The organism is Streptomyces sp. Ag109_O5-10 (genome assembly GCF_900105755.1).
Taxonomy (GTDB): Bacteria; Actinomycetota; Actinomycetes; order Streptomycetales; family Streptomycetaceae; genus Streptomyces.
On sequence record NZ_FNTQ01000001.1, the window covers coordinates 2,835,451 to 2,848,947 of the forward strand.

At 72.2% G+C, this 13,497-nt stretch carries 9 protein-coding genes; 2 read left to right on the forward strand and 7 right to left on the reverse strand.

Annotated elements, in window-relative coordinates; genetic code table 11:
- Window positions 1-100: 100 nt before the first annotated feature.
- The 4 genes from ilvN to BLW82_RS12920 all read right to left on the reverse strand — a co-directional run bounded on the left by ilvN (window position 101) and on the right by BLW82_RS12920 (window position 7,132).
- The gene (gene ilvN / locus BLW82_RS12905) at window positions 101-625 is read right to left on the reverse strand and encodes an acetolactate synthase small subunit (protein ID WP_093498923.1); all 525 of its coding nucleotides are present in this window, start codon (window positions 623-625) and stop codon (window positions 101-103) included.
- Window positions 626-670: 45 nt separating this feature from the next.
- Window positions 671-2,521, reverse strand: a complete 1,851-nt coding sequence (locus BLW82_RS12910) for an acetolactate synthase large subunit (RefSeq protein ID WP_177232925.1) — start codon at window positions 2,519-2,521, stop codon at window positions 671-673.
- Between the two features lie 243 nt (window positions 2,522-2,764).
- Window positions 2,765-5,959, reverse strand: coding sequence for a putative bifunctional diguanylate cyclase/phosphodiesterase (locus BLW82_RS12915; RefSeq protein ID WP_093498925.1), 3,195 nt, complete (start codon window positions 5,957-5,959; stop codon window positions 2,765-2,767).
- 222 nt (window positions 5,960-6,181) lie between these two features.
- Window positions 6,182-7,132, reverse strand: a complete 951-nt coding sequence (locus tag BLW82_RS12920; protein ID WP_093498926.1) for a 2-hydroxyacid dehydrogenase — start codon at window positions 7,130-7,132, stop codon at window positions 6,182-6,184.
- Between the two features lie 74 nt (window positions 7,133-7,206).
- Here BLW82_RS12920 and BLW82_RS12925 point away from each other — a divergent pair, with 74 nt between their 5' ends.
- Complete coding sequence (locus BLW82_RS12925; RefSeq protein WP_093498927.1) at window positions 7,207-8,208, forward strand: aldo/keto reductase; 1,002 nt, start codon at window positions 7,207-7,209, stop codon at window positions 8,206-8,208.
- 286 nt (window positions 8,209-8,494) lie between these two features.
- Window positions 8,495-9,634: a PQQ-dependent sugar dehydrogenase gene (locus BLW82_RS12930; RefSeq protein WP_093498928.1), complete on the forward strand. Its 1,140-nt coding sequence runs from the start codon at window positions 8,495-8,497 to the stop codon at window positions 9,632-9,634.
- Between the two features lie 19 nt (window positions 9,635-9,653).
- Here the strand turns inward: BLW82_RS12930 and BLW82_RS12935 are convergent, their stop codons facing one another.
- The 3 genes from BLW82_RS12935 to BLW82_RS12945 form a co-directional block, all read right to left on the reverse strand.
- Window positions 9,654-9,890, reverse strand: coding sequence for a DUF6191 domain-containing protein (locus BLW82_RS12935; protein WP_371131490.1), 237 nt, complete (start codon window positions 9,888-9,890; stop codon window positions 9,654-9,656).
- Between the two features lie 30 nt (window positions 9,891-9,920).
- Window positions 9,921-12,956: a helix-turn-helix transcriptional regulator gene (locus BLW82_RS12940; RefSeq protein ID WP_093498930.1), complete on the reverse strand. Its 3,036-nt coding sequence runs from the start codon at window positions 12,954-12,956 to the stop codon at window positions 9,921-9,923.
- 161 nt (window positions 12,957-13,117) lie between these two features.
- On the reverse strand, window positions 13,118-13,339 hold the full coding sequence (locus BLW82_RS12945) for a hypothetical protein (protein ID WP_093498931.1): 222 nt from the start codon (window positions 13,337-13,339) through the stop codon (window positions 13,118-13,120).
- Between the last annotated feature and the right edge of the window lie 158 nt (window positions 13,340-13,497).

The window sequence follows — 13,497 nt, forward strand, 5'->3', positions numbered from 1 at the left end:
GCGTCCCACCGTATGACGGTGGGCGGACGGGAAGTTTCGGGGTCTCGGCATGCGGGCGGGCAACGCGCCGGGAAGGTCCGCCGGCCGCCCGTGTCAAGCCTTACGCAGATCGGTCGAGGGCGCGCAGCGACCGGTCGGTGATCGAACGGGCCCCGCGTCCGATCGCGATGGTGCCGGACTGCACCAGTTCCTTGATGCCGAACGGTTCCAGCATCTTGAGCATCGCGGTGAGCTTCTCGCTGCTGCCGGTGGCCTCGACGGTGACGGCCTCCGGCGAGACGTCGACGGTCTTGGCGCGGAACAGCTGGACGATCTCGACGATCTGGGAGCGCGTCTCGTTGTCGGCACGCACCTTCACCAGAACGAGTTCGCGCTGGACGGCCGAACCCGGCTCCAGTTCGACGATCTTGAGCACCTCGACGAGCTTGTTGAGCTGTTTGGTGACCTGCTCCAGCGGCAGCGCCTCGACACTCACCACGATCGTGATGCGGGAGATGTCGGCGTGCTCGGTGACCCCGACGGCGAGCGAGTCGATGTTGAAGCCGCGGCGGGAGAACAGGGCGGCGATGCGGGCCAGGATGCCCGGCTTGTTCTCCACCAGGACGGAGAGCGTGTGCTTGGACATTTTCTTCTGCGTCTCTCTCTCAGCGTCTCTCTTGGTGTCTCTCGCTCAGTCGTCTTCGTTGTCGCCGAAGTCGGGGCGGACGTCCCGGGCGGCCAGGATCTCGTCGTTGGAGGTGCCGGCGGCGACCATCGGCCACACCATGGCGTCCTCGTGGACGATGAAGTCGACGACGACGGGGCGGTCGTTGATGGAGTTCGCCTCTTCGATGACCTTGTCGAGGTCGTCCGGGGACTCGCACCGGATGGAGTAGCAGCCCATGGCCTCCGACAGCTTGACGAAGTCGGGGACCCGGGTGCCGCGGGCGTCCGGGTTGACGTCGTCGGGCCCGGAGTGCAGCACCGTGTTGGAGTACCGCTGGTTGTAGAAGAGGGTCTGCCACTGGCGGACCATCCCGAGGGCGCCGTTGTTGATGATGGCGACCTTGATCGGGATGTTGTTCAGGGCGCAGGTGGTCAGTTCCTGGTTGGTCATCTGGAAGCAGCCGTCGCCGTCGATCGCCCAGACGGTCCTGCCCGGCCGGCCGGCCTTGGCGCCCATGGCGGCCGGGACCGCGTAGCCCATGGTTCCGGCGCCGCCGGAGTTCAGCCAGGTGGCGGGCTGCTCGTACTGCACGTAGTGCGCGGCCCACATCTGGTGCTGGCCGACGCCCGCCGCGAAGATCGTGTCCTCGGGGGCGAGCTGCCCGATGCGCTCGATGACCTGCTGCGGCGAGAGCGACCCGTTGTCGGGCAGGTCGTAGCCCAGCGGGTACGTCTCGCGCCAGCGGTTCAGGTCCTTCCACCACGCGGTGTAGTCGCCCTGGTGGCCCTCGGCGTGCTCCTTCTGCACCGCCTGGATCAGGTCGGCGATGACCTCGCGGGCGTCGCCGACGATCGGCACGTCGGCGGCGCGGTTCTTGCCGATCTCCGCGGGGTCGATGTCGGCGTGGACGATCTTCGCATACGGGGCGAAGCTGTCCAGCTTGCCGGTGACGCGGTCGTCGAAGCGGGCTCCGAGGGCGACGATCAGGTCGGCCTTCTGCAGCGCGGTGACGGCGGTGACCGCACCGTGCATGCCCGGCATTCCCACGTGCAGCGGGTGGCTGTCGGGGAACGCGCCGAGCGCCATCAGGGTGGTGGTGACGGGCGCTCCGGTGAGCTCGGCGAGCACCTTGAGCTCGGCGGTGGCGTGCGACTTGATGACGCCGCCGCCGACGTAGAGGACGGGCCGCTTCGCGGAGGTGATCAGCTTGGCGGCCTCGCGGATCTGCTTGGCGTGCGGCTTGGTCACCGGACGGTAGCCGGGCAGGTCCATGACCGGCGGCCAGGAGAAGGTGGTCTTCGCCTGGAGTGCGTCCTTGGCGATGTCGACGAGGACCGGGCCCGGGCGGCCGGTGGAGGCGATGTGGAACGCCTGGGCGATCACCCGGGGGATGTCCTCGGCCTTGGTGACGAGGAAGTTGTGCTTGGTGATCGGCATGGTGATACCGACGATGTCCGCCTCCTGGAAGGCGTCCGTGCCGATCGAGGAGGACGCGACCTGCCCGGTGATCGCCACGAGCGGCACCGAGTCCATGTGCGCGTCCGCGATCGGCGTCACCAGGTTCGTCGCACCCGGGCCGCTCGTCGCCATGCAGACGCCGACCTTGCCGGTGGCCTGCGCGTAGCCGGTGGCCGCGTGGCCCGCGCCCTGCTCGTGCCGGCACAGGACGTGGCGCACCCGGGTGGAGTCCATCAGCGGGTCGTAGGCCGGCAGGATCGCGCCACCGGGGATGCCGAATACCGTGTCAGCGCCGACCTCCTCAAGCGAGCGGATGAGGGACTTGGCACCCGAGACGTGCTCGACGGTCGGGGTGTGCTGTCCTCCGGAACGGGGCCGCGGCTGCGGATGGTGGGCCCCGGTGGCCTGCTCGGTCATCGGCATTCTCTTCTCGATGCTGAGGGTTTTTGCGAGGTTCGTACGGGTTTTCGCTGCCGTACGTCTGGTGCTGGTGCAACAAAAAACCCCTCGTGCCAAAAGGCAAGCGAGGGGAGCGCGCCGGTGTGGTCGCTGGGGATTCCGGATCGTCCTCCGGTGGGTCCCAGCTCAGCCGACGCGCTGTCCAAGTACGAGAATTCGGGTGCGCATGGAACTGACCCTCCCTCTGACGCGCACCACGTGTCAAGTGGGTGGGACGGGAGTCTCATTATGTGAGCGTAGGCCACTTCCGCCTCCGAGCACGGCGGGTACACCGGCAGGCACACCACCGGTGTACACCCCCGGGGCCCTCCCCGCGAACGCCGGCTCTGCAGGTGCGTGCGGAACCGGATAGTGGCCGGAGCCGAGCGCCCGGCGCAGCCGGTACTCGTCCACCGGGCCGGAGAACGCCATGCCCATCCCGTGCGTGCACCCCATCGCGCGGAGCGCCGTGACCTGCTCGGGCAGGTCCACGCCCTCGGCCACGGACTGCAGGCCGAGATCGCAGGCGATCCGCAGCAGCCCACTGGTGATCTTGTGCAGGCGGGCCGACTCGACGACCCCCTCGACCAGGCTGCGGTCGAGCTTGAGCACGTCGACGGGGAGCTTGCGCAGCGCCGTGATCGCCGCGTAGCCGCTGCCGAAGCCGTCCAGCGCGATCCGGACACCGTGCCGGCTGAGCGCGGTGAGCCGCCGCTCCAGCTCGTCCAGCGGGACCCTGGGGTCGGTGTCGGACAGCTCCAGGAGCAGCGCCCCCGAGGGCAGCCCGTGCCGGGCGAGCAGGGACTCCACCGACCCGAGCGGCGAGGACCGGTCGAGCAGCCGCCGGGCGGACGTCCGGACGGCGACCGGCACCACGAGCCCGCCGGCGGCCCGCTCGGCGGCCTGCTCGACCGCCTCCTGGAGGATCCAGCGGTCCAGCTCGGCCGTCTTGTCGCTGTCCTCGGCGACCCGCAGGAACTCGGCCGGCGTGAACAGCACCCCCTGCGAGGAGCGCCAGCGTGCCTGGGCCGAGACCGATTCGATCCTGCCGTTCTCCAGGCACACCACGGGCTGGTGCAGCAGCGCGAACTCGCCGTCGTGCAGGGCGGCCCGCAGCCGGGTGGCCAGCTCCGCCTTGCGTACGACGTCCTGCTGCATCTGCGGCTTGTACAGCTTGACGCGGCCCTTTCCGGCCGACTTGGCGCGGTACATCGCCAGGTCGGCGTTGCGCAGCAACTCGCCCGCGCCGAGACCCGGTTCGGCGAAGGCGACGCCGATGGACGCGTTGACACGGACATCGTTGCCGTCAATGGCGTACGGCTGGGAGAGGGTCACCCTGAGGCGGTCGGCGAGCTCCAGGATGTGCCGCTCCCGGGCACTGCGGTCACGGGTGCCGTCGCCGACGATCAGCGCGGCGAACTCGTCGCCGCCCAGCCGGGACGCGGTGTCGCCCTGGCGGACCGCTTCCTGGAGTCTGCGCGCGGCCTGGACGAGCAGTTCGTCCCCGGCCTGGTGCCCGATCGTGTCGTTGACGGCCTTGAACCCGTCCAGGTCGATGAAGAGCACCGCCGTGTTCCTCAGGGCCGGGCCCCGGTCGGAGGAGCGGCGCCCGGACAGGGCCTGCTGCACGCGCCGGGTGAACAGGGCGCGGTTGGGCAGGTCGGTGAGCGGGTCGTGCTCGGCGTTGTGCTGCAGCTGCGCCTGCAGGCGCACTCTCTCGGTCACGTCCCGGCTGTTGAAGATGAGGCCGCCGTGGTGACGGTTGACGGTTGACTCGACGTTGAGCCAGCCGCCCTCGCCGGACCGGAACCGGCACTCGATGCGGGTGGTGGGTTCCTCCGCGGAGCTGGCGGCGAGGAAGCGGCGCACCTCGTGCACCACGCAGCCCAGGTCCTCCGGGTGGATGAGGCTGGCCAGTTCCGAACCCACCAGGTCGTCGGCGGACCGGCCGTAGACCCCGGCGGCGGCCGGGGAGACGTACCGGAGCATGCCGTTCGGCGCGGCGATCATGATGACGTCGCTGGAGCCCTGCACCAGGGAGCGGAAGTGGTTCTCCTGCTGTGCCAGTTCCTGGGTGAGGGTGATGTTGTCGAGCAGCATGATGCCCTGGCGCACGACGAGCGCGAGGACCACGCAGCCGGCGGTGATCAGGACGACGTGGTCCGGACTGCGGCCGTTCAGGACGTTGTAGAGGATACCCAGGGTGCACACGGCGGCGGCCAGGTACGGGGTGAGCGCGGCCAGGGAGCCGGTGATCGGCCGGCCGGCCGGGTACCGGCTGTGATCACCTCCCGGGGCAGGCGCCGGCGGCTGCTTGGCCGCCGGGGCACGGCCACCGGGCACGTGCTCGTGGACCACGCGCGTGTGCCCCTCGGGATCCTGGGCGCCCTGTGGCCGGGGTGCGGCCCAGGGGGCGTACGCGAGCAGCAGCGAGCCGGCGAACCAGCCCGCGTCCAGCAGCTGGCCGGAGTGGTAACTGCTGTGCAGCAGCGGCGAGGTGAACAGTGCGTCGCACATCACGGTCAGGGCGAGGGCGCCGATCGCGGTGTTCACCGCGGTGCGGTTGCCGGGCGAGCGCCGGAAGTGCAGCGCCAGCACCATGCTGACCAGGGCGATGTCCAGCAGCGGGTAGGCCAGCGAGAGCGCGGTGTGCGCGACGCTGGGCCCGTCGAACCGGGCGGCCTGGGCGAGCGCGAGGCTCCACGACAGGGTGAGCAGCGAGCCGCCGATCAGCCAGGCGTCCAGCGCCAGGCAGATCCAGCCGGCCCTGGTCACCGGCCGCTTGGCCAGCACCAGCAGGCCGACGATGGCGGGCGGCGCGAAGCACAGGAAGAACAGGTCGGCGTAGCTGGGGCTGGGCACGGGCCGGTGGAGCACGACCTCGTACCATCCCCAGACAGCGTTGCCCAGGGCCGCCATCGCCGAGGAGAGGGCGAACAGCAGCCAGGCAGGTCGAAAGCGGACCCGCGGGGAGCGGGCGTAGAAGAAGCACGACACGGCGGCGGTGCCGGCGGCCGCGGTCAGACCGAAGTCACCCATGAACAGGGCGATCTGGTTCGAGCCCCAGTCGAACGCGGAACCGACGGCGTATCCCGCGCAGATCAGGGCCAGGACGAGTTGGCGGACCACGCCGGTCCCGCCGCCGGCGGCCGGCGGCCGGGGGTGCGGCTTCCCCGCCGGAGGCTGTGCCCGCAGCGCTCCGGGGAGGGTGGTCGTCACAGGCGTCGGCGTCGTCACCGGACCCTCCCGATCCGCACCGCCCCCGGGTCCCGCGGGTCCCGGTGCGCTGGGTGAGCGTGCCTCCTGCGTCCGCTGGGCCTGCGGTGGTGGTGATGGCTGGTGTGGTGGCCGCGTCTGCGCGCAGCCGTGCGCCAGGGTCGCCGCCGGCGGCTCCGCCGCGTCGGATCGTTCGTCCATAGGCCGTGCATCGCCCGTCGCCCCCCTCACAAATCTGAAATGTCCATCCCCGGCGCCGTACGGTGCGCGGCGCAGCCCCTTCCGGGACGATACACCAGTCTCGTCACTCAGGGACATAGCTTCTCTACGCTCCGTGACGACCAGCGGCTATGCGTGCACGCACCGCGCCCGGAGGGTCGCGGACCGTACCGGAAGCGGATTACACGCGTATTGCCGTGATGGTCAGTTGTCGTTGGATCCCGTCGTCAAAATCACGTTGCGCAACGGCTCCCGGTTCACGAAACGGTTCAACTGCTCGGCGACGAGACGCTTGGCGCGCGGCAGGAAGGCCGAGGTGGGGCCGCCGACATGAGGGCTGATCAGCACGCCGGGCGCCTGCCACAAGGGGTGTCCGGCCGGCAGCGGCTCGGGGTCGGTGACGTCCAGGGCGGCGGTGAGGCGGCCGCTCTCCAGCTCGGCGAGGAGGGCCTTGGTGTCCACGACGGGCCCGCGCGCGACGTTCACGAGCAGTGCGCCGTCCTTCATCCCTGCGAGGAACTCCGCGTTGACCAGGCCGCGCGTGGTGTCCGTGAGGGGCGTGGTGAGGATGACGACATCGGCTTCCGGAAGCAGATTCGGCAGTTCGGTGAGCGGGTGCACGGGACCGCGCGCCGAGGCGCGCCCGGAGCGCGCGACGCGCGCCACCCGCGCAACCTCGAAGGGCACGAGCCGGTCCTCCACGGCCGCGCCGATGGCGCCGTAGCCGACGATGAGGACGGACTTGTCGGCGAGGGCCTGGTAGAAGCCGCTCTGCCAGTGTTCCTGCTGCTGGGCGCGGACGAATCCCGGGATGCCCCGCAGGGACGCCAGCGTGAGCGCGAGCGCGAGTTCGGCGGTGCTCGCCTCGTGCACACCGCGGGCGTTGCAGAGCTGCACCCCGGGGACGATCAGGTCGAGGGCCGCGGTCATGTCGTCGACGCCCGCGGTGAGGGTCTGGATGAGCCGGACGTTGCGCATCTGTGCCAGCGGGCGCACCTTGACGGGCTGCCGCTTCATGTAGGGGACGACGTACACGGCGCAGTCCGCGGGGTCACCGGGAAAGTCCTGGTCGCCGTTCCAGAAGAGGTAGTCGAGGCCGTCGGGCAGGTCCGTGAACTCGTCGGGCGGGATGGGCAGCCATGCGTCTCGGGTCATGGTCAGGAGGCTATGTCAGGGGTGTGACGGCGGGCGGGTTAGGTTGGGGTCCCAAGAAGGAGGTTCACGGGCTGGTGGAGCGCAGGACGATCGGCGCGGGGGCGCTCGCGGTGGGGGCCGTCGGACTCGGGTGCATGCCGATGAGCTGGGCGTACAGCGGGTCGCGGCAGCGGGGTGACGAGTCGCTGAGAGCGGTGCACCGGGCGCTGGACCTGGGCGTGACACTCCTTGACACGGCAGACATGTACGGTCCGTTCACCAACGAGCTGCTGCTGGGGCGGGTGCTCAGGGAACGGCGTGCGGAGGCCTTCGTGTCGACGAAGGTGGGGCTGCTGGTGGGCGACCAGCACATCGTGGCCAACGGCCGGCCCGGCTATGTGAGGCGCGCCTGCGACGCGTCGCTGCGGCGGCTGCAGACCGATGTCATAGACCTCTACCAGCTGCACCGCGCCGACCCCGAGGTTCCCGTCGAGGAGACCTGGGGCGCGATGGCGGAGTTGGTGCAGGCGGGAAAGGTGCGGGCACTGGGGTTGTGCGCCGTGGGGGCGCGTGGGGGGCGCAGGTCCGGCGCGCGGCTGCATGACGCGACCCTGCGGCAACTGCAGCGGGTGCAGCAGGTGTTTCCGGTGACCGCGGTCGAGGCGGAGCTGTCGGTGTGGTCGCCGGAGGCGCTGGAGTCGCTGCTGCCGTGGTGCGCGGCGCGCGGGGTGGGGTTCCTCGCGGCGATGCCGCTGGGCAACGGCTTCCTGACCGGGTCGCTCACGCCGGGCGAGGGGTTCGAGCCGGACGATCTGCGTGCGCGGCACCCGCGCTTCACGGCGGAGATGATGGCGGCGAACCAGCCGATCGTGGCGGGGCTGCGGAGGATCGCGGGCCGGCAGGAGCGCGACGGTGTCACCGCGGCTCAGGTGGCGCTGGCGTGGGTGCTGGCGCAGGGGGCGCATGTGGTGCCGGTGCCGGGGGCGAAGCAGGGGCGTTGGGTGGCCGAGAACGCCGGTGCGGTGGAGGTCCGGCTGACGGCGGAGGATCTGGCGGAGCTGGGCGGGCTGCCTGCTGCGCAGGGCTCTTGGGACTAGCCCGGAGACTGCCGTGCTCTGCCGGTGGTCCGGTGCGGCGCCGTGGGGGCTGGTCGCGCAGTTCCCCGCGCCCCTTTCGGGGCGCTGCCAGCGGGCATTCGCCTCAGGATCCGCCCGGCAGCCCCGCACCCCTTTCGGGGCGCTGTCAGCGGCGTTCACCTCAGGATCCGCCGGTAGGCCCCGCCCCCCTGACGGGGTGCGTTGTACTACCGTCGGTCGGAGGTGCCGAGGCCTGTACGAAGGGATCGTGATCGTGCGACGTCGAGGTGGGGCCGCGGTGTTGGCCATGGCCGGCGTGCTGCTGGTGGCGGGCTGTTCCTCCGGGGGCGGGGGTGGGGGCCTGCCCACTCCGTCCTGGGCCGGGGGGTCGTCGGCGAACTCCTCCGGGGCCTCCCCGTCGGCCGGGGCCACCGAGTCCGCCGCGCCCGCCGCGGGGGCGGTGAAAGTGCTGCGTACGGTCACGACGGGGTTGAAGTCGCCCTGGGGGCTGGCGCCGTTGCCGGACGGGGCGGGGCTGCTGGTGTCCGACCGGGACGACGGGACGATCAGCAAGGTCGACGAGAAGACCGGGAAGATCACGGAGCTGGGGGTCGTCTCCGGGGTGTCCGCGGCCGGTGAGGGAGGTCTGCTGGGGATCGCGCTCTCCCCCGACTTCGCCTCCGACCACATGATCTACGCGTACTTCACGTCGGCCTCCGACAACCGCGTCGTCCGCATGCTCTGGGACGAGAGCAAGCCGGCCAAGGAGCAGCTGGGCGCCCCCGACACGATCTTCAAGGGGATCCCGAAGGGGTACATCCACAACGGCGGGCGGATCGCGTTCGGCCCGGACGGCATGCTCTACGCCGGGACCGGGGAGAGCGGACAGCGGGGGCTCGCGCAGGACAGGAAGTCGCTCGGCGGCAAGATCCTGCGGCTGACGCCGGAGGGCGACCCGGCCCCCGGCAACCCGTTCCCGGACTCCCCCGTCTACACCTACGGCCACCGCAACGTGCAGGGCCTCGCCTGGGACGACAAGCAGCGGCTGTTCGCCTCGGAGTTCGGCCAGGACACCTGGGACGAGCTGAACGCGATCAAGCCCGGCGGCGACTACGGCTGGCCGAACGCGGAGGGCAGGTCGTCGGACCCGAAGTACGTCAGTCCGATCGCCCAGTGGCACACCGACGACGCCTCCCCGAGCGGTATCGCCTATGTCGACGGCGTGATCTGGATGGCGGGGCTCAAGGGGCAGCGGCTGTGGCGCATCCCGCTGGACGGCACCACCGCGGCCGCGGCTCCGCAGGCCTTCCTCACCGGCGAGTACGGCCGGCTGCGCACGGTCGTGGCGGCCGGCGGCGACAAGGTGTGGCTGGTGACCAGCAACACCGACGGGCGGGGCAAGCCGAAGCCGGGCGACGATCGGATCCTGGAGCTGGAGGTGAAGTAGCCGGCGCGGGCGGCGCCGCTCACCCCTCGTCGTCCCCGGAGTCCACCGCGGGCTCGTCCTTGGGGTCCGCCACGGGGTCGTCCTCGGGCTCCACCGCCGGCTCCTCCTGCGGAAGCCGTATGACGACCTTGCCGGAGGCTAGGTCTATGGGCCCGCGTCCTGGATCCGCGTCCCCCACGTCCTCCCGGGTCAGCTCCAGCCGCTTCTGCTCCTCGTGGGTGTGTTTGCGGCCGGGTGTGAACAGCTCCTCGAACATGTTGAACACGGTGCCTCCTCTGCCGTCCCCTTACCTGGTCGGGTCGAGGGCCTCGGCGGGGAACATCCCCAGTCTGTGCGCCACCGCCGCCGCCTCGCCCCTCCCTGCAACGCCCAGCTTGCCGAGAATGTTCGACACGTGGACGCTCGCGGTCTTCGGGGAGATGAAGAGCTCCTCGGCTATCTGGCGGTTGGTACGCCCGGCCGAGACCAGGCGCAGGACGTCGCGCTCCCGGCTGGTGAGGCCGAGGCTCTCGGCAGGGTCGAGGACCGGGCGGGCGGCGCGGGCGGCGAGGGTGAGGCGGGCGCGCTGGGCGAGGAGGGCGACGGCCTCGGCGAGCGGGCGGGCGCCGAGGTGGTCGGCGACGGCCCCGGCCAGCCGGAGGAGTTCCCTCGCGCGGTCGCGTTCGTCGTCCCCGCCGGCCTCTTCGAGCAGGGCCTGGGCGAGGCGGCGGCGGACCCGGGCGAGGTCGTAGGGGCGGTCCAGGCGCTCGAAGTCGGTGACCACGTCCGACCAGACCGCGGCGGTGCCGGTGCCCCGGGCCCGGTGCAGCTCGGCGCGGGTCCAGCGCTCGTACGCCTGCCACAGGGGTGCGCCGGTGGCGAGCTTGCGGGTGGTCTCGGCGAGCCGGTCGAGGGTCCCGGCGCGGCCGTCGGCCGCCGCGGGCAGGGCGCGGGCGTCGGCCTCGGCGGTGGCGGCGGCCAGCAGCAGGGGCCAGCCGTAGCGGTGGGTGCCGGGCGGGAAGCCGGCCGCCAGGGTGCGGGCCAGCTCGGCGCGGGCGTCGAGGAGTCTGCCCTCCGCGGCGGCGACGCCGATCGCGATCCGGGCGACCGGCAGCTGGGCCTGGGGCATCGGGTCGTGGGTGCCGTAGTGGGCGCGCGCGATGGCCAGCCGGCGGGCGGCCTCGGCCGTGTCGCCGCGGGCGAGGGCGATATGGGCCAGGTGCAGGGCGCCGGCGCCCCGGGGCTTGGCGCTGGCCGCGGAACCGAGGGCGCCCGCGGCGGCTTCGGCGGCCTCGTCCCACCGGCCGAGCGCGTACAGCGACTCGGAGAGGTTGCCCCAGACCCATGCCTCGGCGTCCAGCAGGCCGTACCGCCGGGTGAAGGCGATGCCCTCGCGCTGGATCGGCACCGCCTCGCGGGAGCGGCCGACCGACTCCAGCTCGGAGGGGAGGTTCGTGTAGGCGCGGCCCGCGACATGGGCGACGCCTTCCTGGAGCGCGGCGTCCTTGACGCGCTCCAGCTCCGCGAGGCCGCCGTCGACGTCGCCCGCGTCGACCATGAGGGTGCCCAGGGTGACGCGCGCGTTGAGCTCGATCTCGCGGGCGCCCACCATCCGCGCGTACTCCACGGCCCGCTCGGCGGCGGCGAAGGCCTCGGGGCCCGGCTCGTGCAGCATGGACCAGGCGGCGGCGTTCGCCAGCACGTCGGCGTGCACCTCGGACGGCGGCAGGCCGCGCACCAGGTCCTGGGCGGTGCCGAGTTCCTGCCGGCCGTCGCCGCGGGCGAGTCCTTGGACCAGCCGGGAGCGCTGCACCCAGAACCAGGCGGCGCGCTGCGGGTCGTGCTCGTCCTCGAGGATCCGCAGCGCCTTCTTGGTGATCTTCAGGGCGCGTTCGCGCTCCCCGCAGAAGCGGCCGGCGACGGCCGCCTCCGCCATCAGGTCCAGGTAGCGCAGCGGGGTGGTGGCGGGATCGCAGCCGCAAGGAGGGTAGACGTCGGTGTAGTCGACGGGGCGCAGGGCCGCGCGGACCTCCTCGGGGGCCGTGTCCCACAGCTCCATCGCCCGCTCCAGGAGCCGCAGTTGTTCGCTGTACGCGTGCCGGCGGCGGGCCACGACGGAGGCGTCGAGGGCGGCGGGCAGGGCCTTGGCCGGGTCGTGGGCCTGGTACCAGTAGCTGGCCAGGCGGGTCACGCGCGCGTCGGCCGGCACCAGCTGGGGGTCGGCCTCCAGGGCCTCGGCGTAGCGGCGGTTGAGCCGGGAGCGTTCGCCGGGCAGCAGGTCGTCGGCGACGGCCTCGCGGACCAGGGAGTGCCGGAAACGGTAGCCGTCTCCGGCCGGGGTGGCGGTGAGGAGGTTGGCGCCGACGGCGGCCCGAAGCGCCTCGATCAGGTCGTCCTCGGCGAGCTGGGCGACGGCGGCCAGCAGCCGGTACTCGACGGTGGAGCCGCCCTCGGCGACGATCCGGGCGACCCGCTGGGCGCTCTCGGGCAGGGCCTCGACCCGGACCAGGAGCAGGTCGCGCAGTGAGTCGGTGAGCCCGGTGCGGCAGGCCTCGGCCCCGGCCACGGCGAGTTCCTCGACGAAGAAGGCGTTGCCGTCGGAGCGTTGGAAGATGTCGTCGACCTGGGCGGGGTCGGGTTCGGCGGCGAGGATGCCGGCGATCTGGCGGCCGACCTCCTCGCGGGTGAACCGGGCGAGTTCGAGGCGGCGGACGGTGCGCAGCCGGTCGAGTTCGGCGAGCAGGGGGCGCAGCGGGTGGCGGCGGTGGATGTCGTCGGAGCGGTAGGTGGCGAGGACGACGAGCCGGCCGGTGCGCAGGGTGCGCAGCAGGTAGGCGAGGAGGTGGCGGGTGGAGGCGTCGGCCCAGTGCAGGTCCTCCAGGGCGACCACCACCGTGCGCTCGGCGGCGACCCGCTCCAGGAGGCGCGCGGTGAGCTCGAAGAGGCGGGCCATGCCCTGTTCGTCGTGACGGCCGGCGGTGGTCTCGCCGAGTTCGGGCAGCAGCCGGGCGAGCTCGTCCTCCTGGCCCGCGGCGGCCTCGGCCAGTTCGTCGGGCAGGGCGGCCCGCAGCGCGCGCAGCGCGGCGGAGAAGGGGGCGAACGGCAGCCCGTCGGCGCCGATCTCCACGCAGCCGCCGAGGGCGACGACCGCGCCTTTGCGGCAGGCGGCGGTGGCGAACTCCTCGACCAGCCGGGTCTTGCCGACACCGGCCTCGCCGCCGAGCAGCAGCACCTGCGGCTCGGCGGCCCCGGCACGCTCCAGCGCGTCGTTCAGTGTGTCCAACTCGTCGTTGCGGCCTACGAAGACGGGACTCACGGACCTGGTTTCCACAGGCCAGAGCATCGCATGGGCCGCGGAGCCGACGGCAGCGGTTTTCCACAGCACCGGTGCGCTTGTCGTACCGGTGGACGGCAACGGGGGAAGCCGGTGGCCGACCCCCGTGCGGCCACCGGCTTCCCCGTTCCCGGTCTCCGGGCGGTCTGTCCCGCCCGGACCTCCCGTGTTCACGCGGCGCGCGGGAGCCGGCGCCGGTCACGGCGGTCGGTATGGGCCTCCGGCACCGCCAGGGCGTCCGCCGTCGCCGTGGTGTGCCCTGCCGCCCCGGCTGCCCCGGCCTCGCGGCGGGCGGCGCGGCGGGAGCGGACGGCCTCGCGGGCGAGACGGGCGTCCGCGGCCTGCCGGCGCAGTTCGGCGGATCGGATCCGGTGGAGTTCGTACTCGAACATGGTGGTGTCCCTTGTGAGATCGGGTGATCGGGCTTCGCTTTCCGCGATGCCTCCACCTTCGTCTCCCAGGGGGGTACGCCACATCGGGAGAGTTCCGCATCTTCGCGGGGCCGCCGGACCCCGGACACGCGTAAGGGGCCTCAGACCGTCCGTAAGGT

Bases quoted from the DNA above. Each gene is read 5' to 3' on its own strand.
- ilvN (WP_093498923.1), bottom strand. From the start codon at position 625: ATGTCCAAGCACACGCTCTCCGTCCTGGTGGAGAACAAGCCGGGCATC.
- BLW82_RS12910 (WP_177232925.1), bottom strand. From the start codon at position 2,521: ATGACCGAGCAGGCCACCGGGGCCCACCATCCGCAGCCGCGGCCCCGT.
- BLW82_RS12915 (WP_093498925.1), bottom strand. From the start codon at position 5,959: ATGGACGAACGATCCGACGCGGCGGAGCCGCCGGCGGCGACCCTGGCG.
- BLW82_RS12920 (WP_093498926.1), bottom strand. From the start codon at position 7,132: ATGACCCGAGACGCATGGCTGCCCATCCCGCCCGACGAGTTCACGGAC.
- BLW82_RS12930 (WP_093498928.1), top strand. From the start codon at position 8,495: ATGGCCGGCGTGCTGCTGGTGGCGGGCTGTTCCTCCGGGGGCGGGGGT.
- BLW82_RS12935 (WP_371131490.1), bottom strand. From the start codon at position 9,890: ATGTTCGAGGAGCTGTTCACACCCGGCCGCAAACACACCCACGAGGAG.
- BLW82_RS12940 (WP_093498930.1), bottom strand. From the start codon at position 12,956: ATGCTCTGGCCTGTGGAAACCAGGTCCGTGAGTCCCGTCTTCGTAGGC.
- BLW82_RS12945 (WP_093498931.1), bottom strand. From the start codon at position 13,339: ATGTTCGAGTACGAACTCCACCGGATCCGATCCGCCGAACTGCGCCGG.